The sequence below is a fragment of the Polynucleobacter sp. genome, from assembly GCF_044342855.1.
In the GTDB taxonomy this organism is placed as follows: Bacteria; Pseudomonadota; Gammaproteobacteria; order Burkholderiales; family Burkholderiaceae; genus Polynucleobacter.
This window is the reverse complement of record NZ_JBIIPA010000001.1, coordinates 150,179-170,857: the sequence shown is the minus strand read 5'-3', so window position 1 is coordinate 170,857 and position 20,679 is coordinate 150,179. Positions and strand designations below refer to the sequence as shown.

Annotated in this window: 22 protein-coding genes, 2 tRNA genes and 1 riboswitch; of the genes, 10 read left to right on the top strand and 14 right to left on the bottom strand. The window is 47.5% G+C overall.

The features are described from left to right. The first annotated feature begins 444 nt into the window (after nt 1-444). The 5 genes from ACIQZ3_RS00895 to ACIQZ3_RS00875 all read left to right on the top strand — a co-directional run bounded on the left by ACIQZ3_RS00895 (nt 445) and on the right by ACIQZ3_RS00875 (nt 2,286). Nucleotides 445-741: a hypothetical protein gene (locus tag ACIQZ3_RS00895; protein WP_216224678.1), complete on the top strand. Its 297-nt coding sequence runs from the start codon at nt 445-447 to the stop codon at nt 739-741. A 46-nt stretch (nt 742-787) separates the two neighbouring features. Next, a complete protein-coding gene (locus ACIQZ3_RS00890; protein ID WP_397389703.1) occupies nt 788-1,228 on the top strand; it encodes a Smr/MutS family protein in 441 nt (146 codons plus the stop codon). 66 nt (nt 1,229-1,294) lie between these two features. Beyond that, nucleotides 1,295-1,630, top strand: a complete 336-nt coding sequence (locus ACIQZ3_RS00885; RefSeq protein ID WP_397389702.1) for a YqjD family protein — start codon at nt 1,295-1,297, stop codon at nt 1,628-1,630. Nucleotides 1,631-1,636: 6 nt separating this feature from the next. After that, a complete protein-coding gene (locus tag ACIQZ3_RS00880) occupies nt 1,637-2,008 on the top strand; it encodes a phage holin family protein (RefSeq protein WP_397389701.1) in 372 nt (123 codons plus the stop codon). After that, complete coding sequence (locus ACIQZ3_RS00875) at nt 2,005-2,286, top strand: YqjK family protein (RefSeq protein ID WP_397389700.1); 282 nt, start codon at nt 2,005-2,007, stop codon at nt 2,284-2,286. Before ACIQZ3_RS00880 ends, ACIQZ3_RS00875 begins: the two co-directional genes overlap by 4 nt. A gap of 8 nt (nt 2,287-2,294) precedes the next feature. On the opposite strand, the gene ACIQZ3_RS00870 is transcribed toward ACIQZ3_RS00875, so the two are convergent. Beyond that, on the bottom strand, nt 2,295-2,813 hold the full coding sequence (locus ACIQZ3_RS00870) for an adenine phosphoribosyltransferase (protein ID WP_397389699.1): 519 nt from the start codon (nt 2,811-2,813) through the stop codon (nt 2,295-2,297). An 11-nt stretch (nt 2,814-2,824) separates the two neighbouring features. Between ACIQZ3_RS00870 and ACIQZ3_RS00865 the strand changes: the two genes are divergently transcribed. Both ACIQZ3_RS00865 and ACIQZ3_RS00860 read left to right on the top strand, forming a co-directional pair. Beyond that, nucleotides 2,825-3,388, top strand: a complete 564-nt coding sequence (locus ACIQZ3_RS00865; protein WP_397389698.1) for a 5'-methylthioadenosine nucleosidase — start codon at nt 2,825-2,827, stop codon at nt 3,386-3,388. A 21-nt stretch (nt 3,389-3,409) separates the two neighbouring features. After that, the gene (locus ACIQZ3_RS00860; protein WP_397389697.1) at nt 3,410-5,086 is read left to right on the top strand and encodes an AMP-binding protein; all 1,677 of its coding nucleotides are present in this window, start codon (nt 3,410-3,412) and stop codon (nt 5,084-5,086) included. 4 nt (nt 5,087-5,090) lie between these two features. Here the strand turns inward: ACIQZ3_RS00860 and ACIQZ3_RS00855 are convergent, their stop codons facing one another. The 3 genes from ACIQZ3_RS00855 to yegQ all read right to left on the bottom strand — a co-directional run bounded on the left by ACIQZ3_RS00855 (nt 5,091) and on the right by yegQ (nt 7,649). Then, nucleotides 5,091-5,807: a transporter gene (locus ACIQZ3_RS00855; protein ID WP_397389710.1), complete on the bottom strand. Its 717-nt coding sequence runs from the start codon at nt 5,805-5,807 to the stop codon at nt 5,091-5,093. Between the two features lie 377 nt (nt 5,808-6,184). Further along, entirely contained in the window at nt 6,185-6,325 is a 141-nt protein-coding gene (locus tag ACIQZ3_RS00850; RefSeq protein WP_397389696.1) for a hypothetical protein, read from the bottom strand. 22 nt (nt 6,326-6,347) lie between these two features. Further along, nucleotides 6,348-7,649 (bottom strand): tRNA 5-hydroxyuridine modification protein YegQ, encoded by a 1,302-nt coding sequence (gene yegQ, locus ACIQZ3_RS00845; protein WP_397389695.1) that lies wholly within the window; start codon nt 7,647-7,649, stop codon nt 6,348-6,350. A gap of 225 nt (nt 7,650-7,874) precedes the next feature. On the opposite strand from yegQ, the gene ACIQZ3_RS00840 reads away from it, so the two are divergent. Next, nucleotides 7,875-8,459, top strand: coding sequence for a hypothetical protein (locus ACIQZ3_RS00840; protein ID WP_397389694.1), 585 nt, complete (start codon nt 7,875-7,877; stop codon nt 8,457-8,459). 62 nt (nt 8,460-8,521) lie between these two features. On the opposite strand, the gene ACIQZ3_RS00835 is transcribed toward ACIQZ3_RS00840, so the two are convergent. Beyond that, nucleotides 8,522-8,597, bottom strand: a tRNA-Asn gene (locus ACIQZ3_RS00835). Nucleotides 8,598-8,618: 21 nt separating this feature from the next. Between ACIQZ3_RS00835 and thiD the strand changes: the two genes are divergently transcribed. Next, the gene (gene thiD, locus ACIQZ3_RS00830; RefSeq protein WP_397389693.1) at nt 8,619-9,500 is read left to right on the top strand and encodes a bifunctional hydroxymethylpyrimidine kinase/phosphomethylpyrimidine kinase; all 882 of its coding nucleotides are present in this window, start codon (nt 8,619-8,621) and stop codon (nt 9,498-9,500) included. On the opposite strand, the gene ACIQZ3_RS00825 is transcribed toward thiD, so the two are convergent. From ACIQZ3_RS00825 to ACIQZ3_RS00785, 9 genes are all read right to left on the bottom strand, one after another. Further along, entirely contained in the window at nt 9,497-10,423 is a 927-nt protein-coding gene (locus tag ACIQZ3_RS00825) for a thiamine phosphate synthase (RefSeq protein ID WP_397389692.1), read from the bottom strand. The two genes, thiD and ACIQZ3_RS00825, sit on opposite strands and share 4 nt — an antisense overlap. A gap of 12 nt (nt 10,424-10,435) precedes the next feature. Beyond that, nucleotides 10,436-11,254: a thiazole synthase gene (locus ACIQZ3_RS00820; RefSeq protein WP_397389691.1), complete on the bottom strand. Its 819-nt coding sequence runs from the start codon at nt 11,252-11,254 to the stop codon at nt 10,436-10,438. Between the two features lie 45 nt (nt 11,255-11,299). Beyond that, on the bottom strand, nt 11,300-11,497 hold the full coding sequence (gene thiS, locus ACIQZ3_RS00815) for a sulfur carrier protein ThiS (protein WP_397389690.1): 198 nt from the start codon (nt 11,495-11,497) through the stop codon (nt 11,300-11,302). Next, a complete protein-coding gene (locus ACIQZ3_RS00810) occupies nt 11,488-12,639 on the bottom strand; it encodes an FAD-dependent oxidoreductase (protein WP_397389689.1) in 1,152 nt (383 codons plus the stop codon). The genes thiS and ACIQZ3_RS00810 overlap by 10 nt, the downstream gene beginning before the upstream one ends. Continuing rightward, on the bottom strand, nt 12,640-14,580 hold the full coding sequence (thiC, locus tag ACIQZ3_RS00805; RefSeq protein ID WP_397389688.1) for a phosphomethylpyrimidine synthase ThiC: 1,941 nt from the start codon (nt 14,578-14,580) through the stop codon (nt 12,640-12,642). It abuts the gene before it with no gap. A 40-nt stretch (nt 14,581-14,620) separates the two neighbouring features. Continuing rightward, nucleotides 14,621-14,728: riboswitch (TPP riboswitch) on the bottom strand. Between the two features lie 85 nt (nt 14,729-14,813). Continuing rightward, nucleotides 14,814-15,653: an NUDIX domain-containing protein gene (locus tag ACIQZ3_RS00800; RefSeq protein ID WP_397389687.1), complete on the bottom strand. Its 840-nt coding sequence runs from the start codon at nt 15,651-15,653 to the stop codon at nt 14,814-14,816. Nucleotides 15,654-15,863: 210 nt separating this feature from the next. Beyond that, nucleotides 15,864-15,938 (bottom strand) — tRNA-Arg (locus ACIQZ3_RS00795). A gap of 208 nt (nt 15,939-16,146) precedes the next feature. Further along, complete coding sequence (locus ACIQZ3_RS00790) at nt 16,147-17,379, bottom strand: MFS transporter (RefSeq protein WP_397389686.1); 1,233 nt, start codon at nt 17,377-17,379, stop codon at nt 16,147-16,149. Nucleotides 17,380-17,383: 4 nt separating this feature from the next. Continuing rightward, nucleotides 17,384-18,604: a CaiB/BaiF CoA transferase family protein gene (locus ACIQZ3_RS00785; protein WP_397389685.1), complete on the bottom strand. Its 1,221-nt coding sequence runs from the start codon at nt 18,602-18,604 to the stop codon at nt 17,384-17,386. A 78-nt stretch (nt 18,605-18,682) separates the two neighbouring features. Between ACIQZ3_RS00785 and ACIQZ3_RS00780 the strand changes: the two genes are divergently transcribed. Next, nucleotides 18,683-20,671, top strand: coding sequence for a DNA topoisomerase IV subunit B (locus ACIQZ3_RS00780; RefSeq protein WP_397389684.1), 1,989 nt, complete (start codon nt 18,683-18,685; stop codon nt 20,669-20,671). Nucleotides 20,672-20,679: the final 8 nt, after the last annotated feature.

Sequence of the window (20,679 nt, the reverse complement as noted above, 5' to 3'; positions counted from 1 at the left end):
GTCAACCCACCAAAATCTTCAGCGCGCTATTTGAACCGCCGTATGCGGAACCGCACCTACGGTGGTGTTAGAGGGCTGAGGGAGTAATCCCTCAGCCTACTCGATCCTATTTCAAGGCTACGCCTGCAACTTCTTGGCGACACATTCGCTAAATCCCATCCGCCTCAACCATTCGAACCCCTTTTCTTTGTGTGCATAAATATTTATTACTAAAGTTCACAACTTCACAACTTCTGTAGTAAAGTAGTGTGAAAGGAGGGTAAATGAGAAGAGCGATACCAAAAACACATCAAGCTTTAGATTGGATAGGGAGGGGAATGACCGCAGCTCAAGCCGCTAGGAAGATGGAAATTTCAGAATCTAGCGTCTACGCCGCCTTAAGAAAAACAAAAGCAAAAGATTCAGGTTGCTGTCCAACGTGTGGTCACAAATTAAGGAAATAAGATGAAAAAAACTCTATTAGCTGTTGCCTCAATCTCCGTAGCTGCATTTGCATATGCAAATACCTCATCTGATTCTTCTGAATTGGTAAGCCAGCAGTGCAAGATCTCCGCTGAAGCAGTTTCAACATTAAAAAGTTTGCGCTATGGCAATACATCGATTCGTAAGGATGTAGCCGGCCTGATTAACTTAAATCTCAAAGTTCAGGAAAATAAAGATGCGGCGCAGATGACCTTAAACCGCATGGTTGACGATCAGGTGATTACGACATCAGCTTTGGAAGCAAAGTACTGCTCTTAATGTGCTTATGAATGGGTTGTTACCCAATCATCTGTAAAGGCGTTTGATGACCCATTCATTTGAATGTCCAGAATGTGGCAACCCCAGGGGGATGCTTGGAGAATGTCGGCAATGCGGAAGTGAGGAACCTCCAATTCCGCATATCGATACGATGGTATTGAATTTGAAGTTCGATAGTCCAAGTGCTGAAGAAGCTTTGGATCGTTTAACCGTTGGTCTACGCCGCGCATCAGAGGTGGGTATTAAGGCAATCATCTTGATCCATGGTTATGGTGCAAGCGGTGAGGGCGGAAGAATTAAGTGGGCTGTTCATGATGCCCTCGAAAATAACTATTTCTCAGACGGGGTCGATGAATACCATTTTGGTGAACAAACCGCCTTTGGTAGCGAGTCTTATCATGCGCTTTTGCGAAGAAGGCCGGGTCTTAAAGCCTATCTCAAGCACTTCAAAGAAGGTAATGCTGGAATGACAGTATTAATACTGTGATTCCTGTGTGGAATTGCTTAGAACGGACTTATCCATCTAATTCGATGGCATCAGCAAGGAGTGGTAATGACTGCTAAAAAATCGACAACTGTGCATGAAGAGGTTCAAATCAATTCTGAAAATTTAATTGGTGACTTCAAGGCGCTCATGGCAGACGCTGAAGATCTCATTAAGGCAACAGCAAGCCATAATGATGGCCCACTGAGCGCAATCCGCTCGAAGGCTTTGGATACCCTCAATAGCGCAAAAGAAAGTCTTTCCTCTGTTGAGGGTACTGTGACTGAAAAGGCTAAAGTCGTTGCTGAGCGCACTGATGGGTTTGTCCATCGCAATCCCTGGGAGGCGGTAGGTGTTGCTGCTGTGATTGGCTTATTGCTTGGTTTATTTATTCGTCGTCGCTAGGTACTCATGTCACAAGAAAATCTTTTTTCCTCGCTAAAGAATCTGGTCTCTACCGGGGCATCCATTGCTCAGACCCGTCTGGAGTTGATCTCTACTGATGTGCAGATTGCGCGTGCGAAGTTTTTGAGCCTTTTAGTTTTGGTGATCTTTACTTTGTTTTTCTTATTCTTTGGCTTGGTGATGCTGGCCTTGCTCATTGTGATTTATAGCTGGGAGACTGATCGTATCCTCGCCCTCAGCTTACTCACGAGTGGCTTCTTGGCAGTAGGGGGCATTCTGGCTTTGGTAGTTTTACGCTCACTCAAGACTATGCCAAAATTATTTGATGCAACGATTACAGAGTTGGTTAAAGATCGTCATGAGCTTGCGAAACGATGAGTCAAAAACTGGCCGAACTTCAAGCTAGGCAAAAGGTACTGCAGGAGAGGGCAGCCCAAGAGCGGGCTGATTTTGCCTTACATTTTGAGCCCATAGAAAAACCCCTGTCGTGGGCCGATAAAGGTATAGATGCTTTTAATTTCATGAAGAGCACACGGATCTTGTGGACTAGTGCGTTCGCTGTTTTAGCGCACTACAAACCCAAGCTTGCCAGCAAGGTACTCGCTGTAGGTTGGGGTACTATCAAGCTTCTCAAGGGTGCTAAGAGCCTCCTGTAGCCAGTGCTTTAAGCAACTAAGAGCGTCTTATTGGGAATCCCGCTTTGGGTTAAACTCTTTCCACCATTTAAACCAGCGATTTCCAGCAAGGTGAGAGCGCCAGCTACTTCAAAGCCAGCTTTTTTGAGTAGATTGCTAGCCGCAATGATGGTGCCGCCAGTAGCCAAGACATCATCCACAATCAAAACACGCGCACCTTGCGGCAGGGTGGACTGCTGAATTTCCAGGGAATCAGAGCCGTATTCCAAGCCATAAGACTCTCGGTGGCTTGCCAAGGGTAGCTTATTGGGTTTGCGAGCTAATACGAGGCCTTTATGGGTCTGGTGGGCCAAGGCAGTGCCAAAGATAAATCCACGCGATTCAATGCCCAGAATATGGCTATAGTTGAACCGTTGAGCCAATGCCTCAAGCTGTACCGTAGTCTCTTTGAATGCCTCAGGATTTGCCAAAAGAGGGGAGATGTCCCTAAAGAGGATGCCTGGCTTGGGAAAGTCCGGGACGCCGGGTAGATAATCTAATAAATTCATTATTGACTGACATGAAAACACAATTACTTATTATTACCGCACTGGAGTCCGAGCTTGATAAAAGCGTTTTGCCGGCGAGTGTCGACATTGTGTATTCAGGGGTTGGAAAAATCAATGCAACAGCAGCCAGCATTCGGGCTATTCATGAATTTCATCCTAAACGGATAGTGAATTTTGGAACCGTTGGAAAAATCAACCCCACCCTTCATGGATTATTAGAAATTGGGAAGGTGATACAGCGCGACATGATGACCGTACCGCTGGCACCAAGAGGGCAAACCCCTTTTTGCCCTAAACCCTCTCAATACCTATCCTTGGGTGGCGAGCATACTTGCGGCACTGGTGATAGCTTTGTAACTGCACACGATCCTTGGTTGGTATCGCAAGGTGTTGATGTAGTCGATATGGAGTTATTTGCCATTGCTAATATTGCTTATCAACTGAATATTCCATGGCAATCGTTTAAGTACGTTACCGATGATGCCAACGCAGATTCTGGAAATGAATGGGCACACCGTGTAAACCATGGTCAAGAGCTTTACCTTGACAAGCTCAAAGAGCTGTTGAGCGCTTAAATGCGGATCATGGATTAAGTCATGCAGATGAATACTCAAAAGCCTTGGCTGAAAAACTATCTCGAGGACGTACCTCATGAGATTAATTTGGCTGGTCACTCATCGATCATTGATTTAATAGAGGAGGCTTTTACAAGCCATTCTGGTCGCGTGGCGATTGAGTCGATGGGGCATAACATGAGTTACCGTGAGCTCGATATTCTCTCAAGGGACTTTGCTGCCTATTTGCAAACCTTAGGGCTTGAAGCGGGCTCCCGCATTGCCATCATGTTTCCTAATGTCCCGCAGTATCTCATTGCGATGCTTGGCACTCTCCGCGCAGGCTATGCGGTTGTTAATATCAACCCCCTGTATACCGCTCGCGAGCTTGAGTACCAACTACAAGATAGTGGGGCATCAGTATTGGTAATGCTGGAAAATTTTGCGCATGTCTATCAAGATATTTCCAATCAAGCGCTAGTGAAAAAGGTGATTGTGAGCAGTCTGGGTGAGACCTTAGGCCCTAAGGGCCTCATCGTTAACCTAATTGCTCGTCATATCAAAAAGCTCATTCCGCATTGGAGTTTTCCTTGCGTTAAATTGAATCAAGCCCTTAAGATTGGTTCGGGGCATGGATTTATTAGACCCAATCTAGCTCAAGACGATATTGCTTTTTTGCAATACACAGGTGGCACAACCGGTGTTTCTAAAGGCTCCGTTTTACTGCATCGAAACATATTGGCCAACATTCTTCAAATTGAGTCTTGGCTTGAGCCTGCCTTAAAAAATCGACATCAGCAGCAACTGGTATTTTTGTGCGCGCTCCCGATGACGCATATCTTTGCACTGACTGCTTGCGGACTCCTTGGAATTCGCAAGGGCGCTAAATTGCTACTGGTTGCCAACCCCCGAGATATTGCCGGCTTCATCAAGCTCCTAATAAAGCATCCGGATATCAATATTTTTCCAGGCGTCAATACGCTTTTTCATGCGCTGATTCATCATCCTGAATTTACGAATGTGAAGTTGCCTAATTTATTGGTAACGATTGGCGGTGGTATGGCCGTACTCAAGAAAACAGCTGATCTGTGGCAAAAACTAACGGGCGTTCCTATTGCCCAGGGATACGGCCTTTCTGAGACTTCGCCGGTGGTCTGTGTAAATACCCCGTTTGTACAAGAATTTACTGGATCGATTGGCATGCCATTGCCTAGTACCGACGTGTTGATTCTTGATGATGATGGAGTTCAGGTTCCGTTTGGTGTTGCCGGAGAGATCTGCATTAAGGGGCCGCAAGTCATGGCAGGGTATTGGAATGGGCCTGAAGAGACGAGTCAATTTATGACGCCAGAGGGATACTTTAAATCTGGTGATATTGGCATCATGAGCCCAGAGGGTTATCTGCAGATCGTGGATCGCAAAAAAGACATGATCGTGGTTGCTGGTTTTAAAGTATTCCCCAATGAAATTGAAGAACTGATTTCTTTAATTCCTGGAGTAAGAGAGTGCGCCGTGATTGGATTCCCGCACCGCAAGCTTGGCGAGATCGTGAAGGTCTATATCGTCAAAGATAAGCCTGAGCTAACCGAGGCTCAGGTCATTCAGTATTGCAAAGAGCAAATGACGAGTTACAAGCGCCCTAGAAAAATTGCCTTTATCGATGAAATGCCAAAGTCCAATGTTGGCAAAATTCTACGCCGCCATCTACGCGATTTATAAATAATTACAAGCCACCACCAAAGCGATATTGCCAAGAAATTCCATATAGGTCATAACTGTTATTGGTTCTGGAGTACTCACCAGCGCTTGCTGATAGCCGAACTGAGTTATGTTTGTTTATCGGGTAGGACATCGTTGTGCCAAAGCGCCAATTTTCTTGATTCCCGCTAATGGGATTACCGTTGACATACGATTGCCCGCCAGTGAAGTAGGTGGCGTCAACTGAGATCCAGGCGGTATTCTGAAAGTAATAAATCGCATGGGTCTGAGTTGAGTAGACGGGATTTTGAGATAAAGAGTTGTCGCCAATAAAGTTGGTATTGCTGGTGTAAAAAATGCCTGCACCGGCCAACTCTAACCTCCAAGGACCAAGAGCCTTGGATATACCCAAGCCTGGCTGGATGAACCAACGATTTGCACCCACATTCATCAGTTGGTTGTCATCGTACATCCCCCACGGAACCGATGCTGCAAGACTCGCTCCAACAATCAGATCTTGTTGGTAATTCTTAAACTCATCAAGGCTGAGTGCAGGGGCTCCGTAGAGGTTAATTGCCGCCTTGATAAGGGGGTCAGATAGGCCTTCGGTACTGGCATTGACCGTCCGTCCGCCAATAGTGCTGGATCCAGTTAACTGTCCGTAGGGAAGGACTAGAGTGAGTTTTCCGGACTGTCCGCCTGCATCAAAGATATGGGTTAGACCCATCACTTCGCTGGTCAGTGTGTAATTACCGGCCTTAGCTTGAGCAATTCCAGCGCTAATGAAGTTAATACCGACTGGTGCATTGGAATACGTCCGCGCTTCGATTTCTTGGGCATGCGATAGGGTAGGTAATAGGGCGCCAGATATCAGCAGTCAAACACCTATTGCAAGAGATCTTCCTTGAATCATTGAGGATGGCTTAATCACCAAGACTGTATTACTACCGTCTTATGAATTTGATTTTGACTTAGCGCCAAATAAAATTTCTAGAGTGGCATTGCTGCCGAGCATCAAGCTCATAGCTGTCAACAATAGGTAGGGCCACACAATTAACCAATACACAACTGCTTTGAATAAGGCAAAGCCAAAGATGGATAAAGGAATGGGCCTTTCATCTAGCGATGTTGCGGCAAAAAGGCGAGAGCGCAAAACCAAGATCCGAAGTAAATGGTTGGCTGGAATGCCTTTACAAATTCCTCTTTCACTTTTTGTTTAAAGCTATGCCCAGGAGCAATATTTGGTGATGTCGCGTTCATGAAGGCTTTCTAGGATATAGAATTAGCAGTTACTGCAAGAGCTTCCAACTTCAACTGGAGCGGGATCGTTTGTATAGCGCGCAATGAATGCATGTTTACTCTTGAGTGGTAGCTTGATCCACACGAAGTGACCAGATCCTGGTGCAACATCAATTGACTCGCCCTTGAGATTCCACATGGCATCTAAGACCATATCTTGATTGCCTTCAGGCTCAATAATCTCTAATTTATCCCCAATAGAAAAACGATTCTTCACATCGACCTTGACGCGGCCTGAGGCTTCGTCAATCTCCAAAGTCTCGCCAACATAGAGACTTCTGCCGGATAAAGAATGGCCACGCATATAGAGTTGATATTCCTTGTCGTGATGACGCTCATAGAAGCCATCGGTGTAGCCGCGATTTGCAAGTCCCTCTAGATTGCCAATGAGGGACATATTCATTGGGCGACCAGCTACTGCGTCATCAATTGCAGTGCGATAGGATTGGCAGGTACGAGACACGTAATAGGGTGATTTGGTGCGCCCCTCAATCTTGAAAGAATCCACGCCCATCTTGGTCAAGCGTTCAATGTGTTCAATTGCGCGCAAATCTTTCGAGTTCATGATGTAGGTGCCATGCTCATCTTCTTCCATCGGCATCAGATCATCCGGACGACGCGCCTCTTGTAATAGAACGACGTCACCACTGGTATTTTGTTGGCCTGGTTTGACCTTGTAGTCCCAGCGACAGGCATTAGTGCAAGCGCCTTGATTGGAATCGCGATGGGACATATAGCCAGATAGTAGGCAGCGTCCCGAGTAAGCGATACACAAAGCACCATGTACAAATACTTCCAACTCCATCTCTGGACAATCTTGACGCACTTCTTCGATTTCATCAAAGGAGAGTTCGCGTGACAAAATGACGCGACTGATGCCAACTGAACGCCAGAATTTTGCGGAGGCGCCATTCACGGTGTTTGCCTGGACTGATAAATGAATCGGCATATCTGGCCAAGCTTCTCTGGCCATCATGATGAGTCCAGGATCAGACATGATCATCGCATCAGGCTTCAATGCAACCACTGGGTCCATGTCTTTAATATAGGTACGCGTCTTGCCACCATGGGGTAGTAGATTCGATACTAAGTAAAACTTCTTGCCTAAAGCATGCGCGGTATCAATACCTTCTTTGAGTGTCTCCATTTTTCCAAAGTCGTTATTGCGGACTCGGAGGGAGTAGCGAGGCTGTCCGGCATAAATGGCATCGGCGCCAAAGTCAAAGGCGGTTTGCAGCATCGAAAGACTGCCGGCTGGGGCTAGGAGTTCTGGAATCTTGGTCATGGCGTCATTTTAGTGAATACAGGCATTCTTGCTTGATTTGCTACATTAATGGGCCCTGCAGCCCCATTGATATCGATTTATTCAGGCAGACCAAGCAAGCAGCCAGCTAATGGAGAGTATCCTACGGGGGTCTGTGGCGAGCATTTCAAAAATGAGCTGGGAGCCTTCCCCTGAGCTTTCCACCTTAAATTGAAGGCACTTATTAAAGAATTTAGAAAGAATGCAATGACCAAACTCACATCTAAGCCCATCCTGAAAAAAGCGAGCGGTATTCTTTCTCAAGAGTTTGCTATCCCCAAAGACATTGCTTGGGCCTGGGTCACGTTATTGCTGTCACAAGAAGAGCAACGGCGCGATAGTGAAGAAAAGCGCTATGCCCGCATTGCAGAATTCGAAGCCTGGATTGCAGAACTCAATTTACCGATCGACCCAAAAAATCCTGAGGGTGGCGCAGTCAGTCCGGAATCAGTAAAAAATTCAGCCAGAAATGTATTTGAGTGGCCGCATGAGTACATCTTTGAAGAGCCGGCTGCAGCCAAGCATCCAGACTCCAAGATTGCCTATGGCGATACGATTACCAAGCCCATTCTGGATGCTATTAAAGACGCCGGCGGATCAGATGATCGTCCTGCATTAATTGCGATTTTGGAAGGCTATGCAAAAGAAGGTAAAGAGCCATTCGCCAATGTCACACCAGAGGGCATTGAGTGGAAAGGCAGCAATTGGTCCGAGGGAGACAAATTCAACCTCCTCACCATTAAGGCCTTAAATAACCGCCTGGCCAATCTACGCAAAAAGGGATTGATCTAAGCCAAATCAATAGGCCTACGCCACAAAAGAAAAAACCACCTAAAAGGTGGTTTTCTTGTATCTGGCTCCTCGACCTGGGCTCGAACCAGGGACCTACGGATTAACAGTCCGGCGCTCTACCAACTGAGCTATCGAGGAATAAGCCGATATTATAGCAAGATGAAATCATCTACTCCAAGTTCTGTGCAGATCCCTAAAGTATTGACCATTGCCGGGTCCGATAGTGGCGGTGGCGCGGGCATCCAGGCGGACCTCAAAGTCATTACAGCCCTTGGTGGATATGGGATGTCAGTCATCACGGCGATTACCGCTCAGAACACCTTAGGGGTGAGTCGGATTCAGGACATAGACCTTGACGTGGTTGAGGCTCAGATCGATGCGGTATTTCTGGATATTGGGGTGGATATTGTCAAAATCGGGATGCTGGCCAGCCCAGAAATCGTGCGCACCGTGGCATCTGCCCTCAAGCAGCATGGGGCCAAAAGAATCGTCTTAGACCCTGTATTAAGGGCGACTTCAGGTGCAAGCCTTGGTGGCGACGATACAGCTCAAGCCATCATGAGTGATCTATTTCCGATGGCGATTCTAGTTACCCCTAATTTAGACGAAGCCTCATTATTATTGGGTCGAGAGCTAGCTAGCCCAAATGATTTCAAGGTGGCGGCTCAAGACTTGCTCGATATGGGTCCGCAGGCTGTTTTGATCAAAGGGGGCCATCTCGATGCGACTCATACCCAACTGACTGATTTCTTAATGTGGCGAACCATTAGGGATGGCCTTGAAGTTGTCCAGTCTAAAGAGTTCAAGCACTACCGCGTTAATACGGGCAATACCCATGGAACCGGTTGCTCACTAGCATCCGCTATTGCAACCTATTTAGCAGACGGTCATGACCTTACTCATGCGGTTGCCAAGGCAATTTCTTATGTTGAGGCAGGGTTAGAGGCAGGGCGTTTCTTGAGTATTGGCGAGGGTCCCGGACCCTTGTGGCATATGCATGATTTTTATCCAACTGCACTGCCAGAAGAAGGTAAATATTAGGTTTTCATCAACTCTTGCAGATGCTTGACGGCTGCTTTAGGGTCGCTGGCTGCATTAATAGCTCTCACAACAGCAACAGAGCCAACCCCGCTCTGTGCCACCGCATGAATACTGCTTTCATCAATTCCGCCAATAGCCACTAAAGGGTAGTGACTCAAGAGCTTGGCGTATTTATAGAGGCGACCTAAGCCTTGTGGTGCAGTTTCCATCTTCTTTAAATTGGTTGCAAACACGGCACCCATGGCGATATAACTGGGGCAAAAGCGATCTGCATACACCATCTCGGCATAGCCGTGCGTACTTAAGCCAAGTCGAAGGCCTTCGGATCGAATGGCATCTAAATCTGCCGTCTCTAAATCTTCTTGCCCCAAGTGAATACCATAAGCCCCGGCTTCAATCGCCTCTTGCCAATAATCATTAATAAAGAGCAGAGTTTTACTGCCTTTAACAGCATTGACGGATTCCGCAATTTGCTTGCGGATTAGTTTTTTATCTTCGGACTTCAAGCGAAGTTGTACGGTTGGCACTTCAGCCTCGACCATGCGCTTTACCCAATCCGCATCCGGCATTACTGCATACAGACCTAGACGCTTAGGGCACTCTGCAAAAGCATTGGGGTTCATGTTGCGTGTCCAGGGAAGCAAATCAAAATGCTCAGGCCTGGATGGCCATTTAAAGGGATTAAACCCACCATCTTGGTGAACCATGCGAGACCAAGCTTTGCCCAATACCTTGGCATCACATTCAATAAAGCCCATGGTGATTGCGGCAACCGTGCCGGCTAGTTCGTAATGATCAGCAGCATGCTCGTTATCAATTTTTGGTGGCTGAGAATTGAGGCTATAGGCTGGAATCGGGATGCACAAATCATCCTTGGCATGGGCTGCAATAATTTGATCCGCAAGGTCGCGTACTAAGCTCATTAGGATTGTTCTTTAGTTTTGGTGCCAGAAAGGCGTGCCAACCAAAGGGGTACTGGCTTGAGCAGACTGCTGCGCTTTCATGGCGCCGGACAGGTGGGCGGCACGGCCAGCATCAACTGCCATCGCAAATGCTTTTGCCATCGCCACTGGATCATCAGCCAAGGCTACGGCCGTGTTTAATAGTACGCCATCGAAACCCCATTCCATTACAGCGCACGCATGGGATGGAAGACCCAAGCCGGCATCTACTAGGAGCGGAACTTTCAAGCGGTCACGCAAGAGTTTTAATGCATAAGGATTTAAAGGGCCTTGACCGGTTCCAATCGGCGCCGCCCAGGGCATAACAGCCTGGCATCCGACATCCACCAAACGTTGGCACAAAATTAGATCTTCAGTGCAGTAGGGCAAGACTTTAAAGCCATCTTGAATTAATGTTTCTGCGGTTGAAACTAGACGCAAGGTATCGGGTTGCAAGGTGTAGTCATCGCCAATGAGCTCTAACTTAATCCAGTCAGTTTTAAATACTTCACGAGCCATCTGTGCAGTAGCGATAACTTCTTTTGGGCTATGGCAGCCTGCAGTATTAGGTAAAACGGGTACAGCCATTTTTTTGAGAAGATCCCAAAAACCAGAATGCGCTTCTGCTGTAGAGGTGCCTTGCCTGCGTAGGCTTACCGTAATCATTCCGGGATTAGATTGCTTAACGGCATTTTCCAAAACTTGTGGAGAAGGGTAACGCGAAGTCCCTAGCAATAAACGGCTAGCAAAAGTCTCTCCATACAGAACCAGTGGATCTGCAGTGTTTAAAGGATTTGGCAAAGGGGCGGTCATATGAATGGATTACTTATGTATTAATTTGATTGATTCGTAGATGAGTTAGCCGCCAGTAACCGGTGCAATGACTTCCATTTCATCGCCTTCACGCAAAACTTCTTCTGCGTGCCTGGTCTTGGGAACGAATTCATAATTGATGGCAACAGCAAAAGGTGGTTTTGCATCGATGATCAATAGAACATCATCAATCGTGCTGTTATCCGGAACCTCTTGAGCAACTTGGTTGACCATTATGCGCATGCGCTTAGCTCCTGATGAGTTGAACCTGATACCTCTAATCCCAATTCAATTGCAGTCGAACTAGATCCTGAGCTCAACACCTCTAATGCGCAATCCAGAACAGCTGGAGAGATCATAAAGCCATGTCGATAGAGGCCATTGATCATCATGAGGTCAGCCTGATTGGTCTTTTGATCAATAGAAATCTCAGGCAGGTTGTCTTTGAGTGTGGGGCGGCACTGTGTAGCCATCTCCAAAATACGTGCTTCGGCAAAACCACTATGCACGGTATAAACCGCGCTGAGTAGTTCCATTGCGGAGCGCACGCTCATAGGAGATAAATCCTCAGATTCAATTTCTGTTGCACCAACAACATAGACATCATCTTCTTTTGGGGCGATATAAATTGGGTAGCGTGGATGAATTAAGCGAGTAGGGCGGCGTAGTTTGACTTCAGGTGCATGCAAGCGAATCACTTCACCGCGCACGCCACGTAAATTTTTGGATGCGTCACCAAGCTGTTTCCAGGATTCCTTGGCGCCTAAGCCGCGACAATCAATCACCCAATCAAAACCATGCGCTTTGCTACGGAGCTCTTCGGGATTGGCGGCTTGATTCCAATGACAAGGCACCTTCATTAAAGTGAGCTCAACTAATAAAGCTTCCAGTAATTGGCGGTTATCTAGTTGGCCTTCATTGGGAAGGTAGAGGCCTTGGGTAAAACGATCAGCAACACCCGGCTCAATTTGTGCGAGAGATTGGCTATCTAAATGAATCGGCTTGGAAAGCGCCTGATTACGATCACAATTTCTTTCAAGGTGGGAGGCAAAACGTTCCGCATCACTGGAATCTTGACGATGCCATAAGATCAACGTGCCATCTTGCTGAAAGTAAACCGGTTTAGCTAGTTCATCGATGAGCTGCTTCCAGCGCGGCAAGCTATGAACACCCATCCGCACAACGTTATCTTCCGTAATGGCAGATTCCGCTAGCGGCGCAAGCATTGCGGCAGCAATACGTGCAGCCGCATTAGCAGCATCTGTGCCGCCTTTCTCAAACAGCTCAACTTGAGCACCTCGTTTAGCAAGTGCGACCGCTAGCAACCGACCCATAAGGCCGGCGCCAACGATGGCATACTTGCCGTTTGAGAACGCCTTAGTCACTTACTGATAAATCTCGCTACCGCGCTTACGAAACTCTGCTGACATCTCTTCCATGCCTTTTGTAGGATCGGTTGAGGCTTCTGCAGTAATCGGTATTACTTTGCTTACCTTCGGATTGCCATCAGCATCCAATGTAGCAGCGTAATCACGCACTTCTTGAGTAATCTTCATGGAGCAGAACTTCGGTCCACACATTGAGCAGAAGTGCGCAATCTTGGCGCCTTCAGCAGGTAAGGTTGCATCGTGATATTCACGAGCACGCTCAGGATCTAGGCCAAGATTAAATTGGTCTTCCCAGCGGAACTCGAAACGCGCCTTGGATAAAGCGTTATCGCGTACTTGAGCGCCAGGTAAACCTTTAGCTAAGTCTGCGCCATGGGCTGCAATTTTGTACGTGATGATGCCGGTACGGACATCCTCTTTGTCCGGCAAACCTAAATGCTCTTTTGGTGTGACATAGCAAAGCATCGCTGTACCGTACCAACCAATTTGCGCAGCACCAATACCGCTGGTGATGTGATCATATCCAGGTGCGATATCGGTAATCAATGGCCCAAGAGTATAGAAGGGTGCTTCTAAGCAATGCTTTAATTCCTCGGTCATATTCTCTTCAATGCGTTGCATTGGAACGTGACCAGGACCTTCAATCATCACTTGAACATCATGCTTCCATGCTTTGGCAGTCAACTCACCAAGAGTGTGAAGCTCGCCAAACTGAGCTGCATCATTGGAGTCAGCGATACAACCTGGACGTAAACCATCGCCTAAGCTAAATGACACGTCATAGGCTTTCATGATCTCGCAGATCTCATCAAACTTCGTATAGAGGAAGTTTTCTTTATGGTGAGCCAAACACCACTTCGCCATAATCGAGCCGCCGCGAGACACAATGCCAGTAATACGATCAGCAGTGAGTGGAACATAGCGCAGCAATACGCCTGCATGAATAGTGAAGTAATCCACACCTTGCTCAGCTTGCTCTACCAAGGTATCGCGGAACATTTCCCAAGTGAGGTCTTCTGCAATACCACCGGTCTTATCGAGCGCTTGGTAGATTGGAACAGTTCCAATTGGAACAGGTGAGTTACGAATAATCCACTCGCGGGTTTCATGAATATATTTACCTGTGGACAGATCCATGATGGTGTCTGCACCCCAACGAATGGACCAAACCATTTTCTCTACTTCTTCATTAATAGAGGAGGTCACTGCAGAGTTACCGAGATTGCCGTTAATCTTCACGCGGAAGTTACGACCAATAATCATTGGCTCTAGTTCAGGGTGATTGATGTTCGCAGGAATGATCGCGCGCCCAGCAGCAATTTCTGAACGTACAAATTCACCAGTAACAATGTCAGGCAAATTAGCGCCGTAGCTCTTACCCGGATGCTGCTTGAGGAGTTGTTTGTATTCCGGATTCTTGCGCAATTGCTCAAGGCCCATGGACTCACGCAAAGCAACGTATTCCATTTCAGGAGTCACGATGCCCTTACGGGCGTAATACATTTGGCTTACGTTTTGGCCAGCACGTGCAACGCGAGGAGGATTAATGTGGGCAAAACGCAGATTCTGGGTAGCTGCATCTTGTGAGCGAGCAACGCCGTATTCAGAGCTCGGTCCAGTTAATTGCAGTGTATCGCCACGTTCTTCAATCCAGTTCTTGCGCAATAAAGGTAAACCTTTTTCAAGGTTGATCACAATATCAGGATCGCTATAAGGACCTGAGGTGTCATAAACCGGTACAGGTGGATTGGGAACCATCTCTTCACCAACACGCGTTGATAGTTGCTCAATCATTCGGATGGGAGCTTTGATATCAGGACGCGAACCCTCTAGATAGGTTTTGGTAGAAGCGGGATAGGCAAATTTTTGGCCAAAGTCTCGCTCTAAGCTCTTAAGGCTAGGAATTTCTTGTTTAGATTTATTATTGGTATCGCTCATGTCCATCTCCTGACTGTAATTAGATGGACGAAACCGGGTGACGGTCTGATGGAAAACTCCCCACGCCAGCATTACCTGGATCGGGTTATAGGGTCTTTCTCAGCGCCTCACAGTAATAATCACTATCAGGGCACCCCTGTTTCATCCTTAGAGCTAATTTAACCACGAATTCACACCAAGTTGGGCGGCCAAAATCAAGTAGTGAGGGGTACTTAAGTCTAAGGCGGGGAAATCTAGCCTGCTTTGGTATTACGCAATATGAAATCCGCCGTCACAAATGCGGCATCGCTAGTGAATTCATCTGCAAGGATCCGGGCTGCAGCCTCTGAAAGTGAGATTTCAATAAAACCACTGACTTCGCCGTCATGGTTGGTGGGAACAAAGTTGTCCGCTAGCTCCAAGTCATAGATGTAGAGCAGCTCATCATGAAAGCCTCGCCCTGGAATGGGGCGGCGCATATGAATACGGCCAACAGGCTCAATTTGGTCAGAAATCTGCGGTGGAACACCAGCTTCTTCCCATAATTCTCGGCGGGCGTTCACCCAGGGGGTTTCATCAGCCCCAATACCACCTGCAGCCAAGTTATCTAGCCGACCTGGGTCAGTAGTCTTGGTTTCGCTCCGGCGCCCAAGCCAGAGATTGCTGGCCTTGGTATAGCCATTGATGTGGGTTGCCATACTGCGAAAGCCAAAAGTACGGAAGGCAGAACGCTCTAAACGGAAGTATTCATGCCCATTTTGGTCAATCCAGGCGAAATCTTCATGTCGCCAGCCGGGGATAAAGCCACCTTGTTGCATCCGGTCGGCGATTTTCGCCAGACTCTCGGAGAGTGCCAAGGGTCTTGCATGGCGAATCGTCAGGCGATCGTGACCCATTTCCACATGGGGAATTGGGTTTTTGGCCAGGGATTCTTGTAAATACGGGATGAAATCCGGATTTAAGTGCCCAATGACCTGTCCAGAGGTTGTGCCACCCAGAAAGTGGATGGGTAAAAAATCCTGTGGGGCAGACCTCGCCGTGTTTTGGAGCATCTCTTCAAGGGCGGCAATAGTGCTAGTAGTGAGCTTATGCATGCGCTAAGTGTAAGAGAAATTAAAAATACTGAAAAATTAGTCTAAAAATCTATAAACGAAATTCAATTGTCAACAGATCTTTACTTATATTTTTGTCGGAGACGGATGCTCATAATTTAAGCAAGCTAGGTCACTCTATACAAATCTGCTACTTACGAAAACTTTTGGGTATTTATCCACAAAACCTGTGGATAAGTTTTTATTTGGAAGTGGTCCCGCCGACAGGAATCGAACCTGTATCCCACGCTTAGGAGGCATGTGCACTATCCATTGTGCTACGGCAAGAATAAGAAAATAAAAAACTAATTTTTAAAAAGATGTTGAGGCGTGAAACATTATCCACTGATTACCAGCCACACATCGCCCATACCGAATTGGTGATGGCAACCATCATGTCAGGAGCAAAGTAGGTGAAAAAAATTATCCCTAAAACCAGCATTGCAAAAAGATATAAGAGTGGCTGCGGGAATCGAATTTTTACTTGCACGATGTCTTACGCGAGCGCAGCACGATGAATCGCACGCTCTTTGACTGGTAGGTTGACCAAGAATGCAAATACACCCAAGGCAATCGCGATATTCCAAACAATCAAATAGGAGCCGGTGCGATCAAATAAGTAGCCGCCAAAATAAGCACCACAGAAGCTACCCAATTGATGCGAGAAGAATACCAGACCAGAAAGCATGCTGAGATATTTCACGCCGAAGATCTGCGCCACGATCGCATTGGTTAAGGGGATAGTGGATAGCCACAGAAAGCCCATGATGGCCGCAAAGATATAGGTAGAAGCTGGGCTGAGCGGTAGCCAAACAAAAGCCATGATGGCAACAGACCTGAGGATATAGATGCCCGATAGTAGGTAGCGCTTAGGAAAGCGTTGGCCTAGTATTCCGGCGCTATAGGTGCCAAAGATATTGAATAAGCCAATTAAGGCTAGCGCAGTCGTTGCTACTGCTGGTGCACCAACATCGGGATAAATCTTGGATAAATCTTTAAGGTAGGGTGCTAAGTGCACGGCAATAAATACCACCTGAAATCCGCACACAAAATAACCCAAAGTGAGCAATCTAAAACTAGGATTGCCGACGGCTTCTTTTAGCGCTTGTTTAATTGTTTGATCGCTCGATTGCTGCAGATTACCTACAGTGGGTTCGCGCAACATAAACGCAATCGGAATCATTAAGCTGGCCATCAGCGCCAACATGAGTAGTGCATCGTTGGCACCAAAGCTGCTAAGTAATCCTTGCTCAACCGGAAGCATGAGGAACTGTCCAAATGATCCTGCGGCTGCTGCAATACCCATTGCCCACACCCTTTTTTCTGCGGCAACGTTGCGACCTAAGATTCCATAGATCACGCTATAGGTTGTTGCGGTTTGAGCAAGACCAATGAGCAGCCCGCCTGCCAATGAAAAGTTCAAGGCATCGGTAGAGATCGCCATGCCAGCTAAACCAAGTGCATAAAGTGCACCACCAGCGACCATAATTTTGAGGGCACCAAAACGATCGGCCAGTGCTCCGGTAATCGGTTGAACTGCACCCCAAATCAAATTCTGCAATGCAATGGTGAGGGCGAAAGTTTCACGACCCCAGCCATTAGCAGAAGTGATGGGTAAATTGAAGAGACCAAAACCATGGCGTATGCCCATGGAGAAGGTCACCATCAGCCCGCCAAAAATCAGCACTTGTTTAAGGGATAGCTTTTGGCTTGATTGACTCGATGACATTGGGTTAAATAATGCCTTTTTCTTGAAGGGTGGCAATAGCCTGAGGATCTAGGCCCAAGCGTTCCTTCAAAATCTCATGTGTGTGCTGACCCAGGGTGGGTGGAGGCATACGGACTTCAACTGGGGTCTCTGACAGTCGCATCGGGCTAGCAACAAGCTTCATATTGCCGGCAGTAGGGTGCGGAACGTCAATTTGGACGCCGCGCGCCTTAACTTGCTCGTTATCAAACACTTCTTCGAAGTTATTGATGGGGCCACAGGGTACGTTTGCTGCCTCTAAAAGGCTAATCCACTCAGCCTTAGTTTTACGACGAGTCATCACTTCTAGTAATGGAATCAATGACTTGCGATGTTCTACCCGCAAAGGATTGCTGATATAGCGTGGGTTTACCGCCAAATGTTCCTCACCCCCGGCAGTAACAAAGTGTCCAAATTGGCCATCATTGCCGACTGCCACAATCATCCAACCATCTGAAGTTGGGAAGGTTTGATAGGGGACGATGATGGGCGAGGCGTTACCCCAGCGACGGGGAACTTTATCCGAGCATAAGTAGGCGCTAGAGACGTTGGCCATGACTGCAATTTGGGTATCCAGGAGAGCCATATCGATATATTGCCCTTGACCGGACTGATCGCGTTGGACTACTGCGGCCAATATGGCCGTGCTGGCATACATGCCGGTAAAGATGTCGGCTATTGCCACACCAGCCTTTTGTGGGCTAGCGCCAGGAAAATCATCCGCTTCGCCAGTAACGCTCATGAAGCCACCCATCCCTTGGATGATGAAATCGTAGCCTGGGCGATGCGCATAGGGGCCATTTTGGCCAAAACCGGTAATTGAGCAGTAAATTAGGTCAGATTTGACCTTTTTCAGGCTTTCATAATCTAGGCCGTACTTGGCTAGATCGCCAACTTTGTAGTTTTCAATGACTACATCAGACTCTTTAGCGAGCTGGCGAATGATTTCTTGACCCTCAGGCTTGCTGATATCGACCGTAATGGAGCGTTTATTGCGATTAATGCAGATGAAATAGGCCGTCTCTAGCGTGTCATTGCCTTGGGCATCTTTTACAAAGGGAGGGCCCCAATGGCGGGTATCGTCCCCAACGCCTGGGCGCTCCACTTTAATGACATCTGCGCCCAGATCGGCGAGGTTTTGTGCGCACCACGGGCCGGCAAGCACACGGCTGAGGTCTAAAACGCGAATATGACTTAAGGCTCCCATCCGCTAATTTTGGCATGAATAGAGGGGTAATTCAGGAAAATTCGGGTTTTGCTTTACACATGACTACAATTTGCCAGCATGGCTACCCGTAAAACTTCCGAATACAGCGAATCATCGATTCAGGTCCTAAAAGGACTGGAACCCGTCCGTCAGCGGCCGGGAATGTACACCCGCACCGACAACCCTTTGCACATCATTCAAGAGGTGCTCGATAACGCTTCTGATGAGGCTTTGGGTGGATTTGGTAAGCAAATCATCGTGACATTGCATGCCGACAGCAGTGTGAGCGTGGAAGATGATGGTCGTGGAATCCCGGTTGGAATGCATCCGACTGAGAAGTTGCCAGTTGTCGAAATCGTATTTACTCAGCTCCATGCTGGCGGTAAGTTTGAAAAAGGTACTGGTGGTGCTTATGCATTCTCCGGTGGTTTGCACGGAGTTGGTGTTTCCGTAACCAATGCCTTATCCAAACGATTAGAAGTGACTGTATGGCGTGAAGGGCAAGTTTCTAATTTGACTTTTGCTGATGGCAAGGTCATCGAAAAGCTGAAAACCAGCGCTGCCGGTAAGGAAGATAAATCGCACGGGACAAGAGTGCGTGCTTGGCCTGATGGCAAGTATTTCGATAGCCCTGGCATCCCGATGCCAGAACTCATTCGTTTATTGCGCTCCAAAGCAGTTTTGTTACCAGGCGTCAAGGTAACCCTGATTCAAGAGAAATCTGGTGAGAGTCAAACCTGGCAGTATGCCCAAGGCTTGCGCGGCTATCTCAATGAAGCGATGGCTCAAGCTGGCCATGGTGCAGAAGTGATTCCCCCATTTGAGGGTGAGCAATACGCTACTGGTAATGGTGATGACGATTCCTTTGCTGAAGGCGAGGGCGCTGCATGGGTTGTCACCTGGACAGAAGACGGTCCACCAGTGCGTGAGAGTTATGTGAATTTGATTCCAACTCCAGCAGGCGGAACACATGAAAGCGGATTGCGTGAGGGTCTCTTTAACGCCGTTAAAGGTTTTATCGAGATGCATGCTCTACAGCCTAAAGGTGTGAAGCTCATGCCAGAGGACGTATTTGCACGCGCCTCCTTCATTTTGTCTGCTAAGGTTTTAGATCCCCAGTTCCAGGGTCAAATTAAAGAGCGCTTAAATTCCAGAGATGCCGTGCGCTTGGTTTCTGGTTACGCTAAATCTGCTCTTGAGCTTTGGCTCAACGAGCACGTGGATTACGGCCGTAAATTAGCTGACTTGGTAATCAAGCAAGCTCAAGCGCGAACCCGTGCAGGCCAAAAGGTCGAGAAGAAAAAATCTTCTGGCGTGGCAGTCCTTCCTGGAAAGCTCACCGATTGCGAGAGCGAAGATATTGGTCTGAATGAAATTTTCCTCGTTGAGGGAGATTCAGCGGGTGGCTCAGCAAAGATGGGTCGCAATAAGGAGTATCAAGCGATTCTGCCTTTACGCGGTAAGGTTCTCAATACCTGGGAAGCAGAACGCGATCGCTTATTTGCGAATAACGAAGTGCATGACATTGCGGTTGCGATTGGCGTTGATCCACATGGCGCTAATGACACGCCCGATTTATCGAACTTACGTTATGGCAAGGTGTGCATCTTGTCAGATGCGGACGTCGATGGTGCGCATATTCAGGTATTGCTACTCACTTTGTTTTACAAGCATTTCCCTAAGTTAATTGAATTAGGTCACATCCATATTTCAAGACCACCATTGTTTAGGGTGGATGCACCAGCGCGTGGCAAAAAGCCAGCGCAAAAGATCTACGCACTAGATGCAAATGAACTTCAAGCAATTGAAGATAAATTGCGCAAGGATGGCGTTAAAGAATCTGCTTGGCAAATTTCTCGCTTTAAAGGTTTGGGGGAGATGAGCGCTGAGCAATTGTGGGATACCACTTTGAATCCAGACACACGTCGCCTCTTACCGGTGACTTTAGGCGCCTGGACGGAAGATGAAACAATTAAAACAATGGATATGTTGATGGGTAAATCCGAATCCGGGGCGCGTCGTGATTGGCTTGAAGAGCGCGGTAACGAAGTTGAGGCGGATATCTAATGGCGATT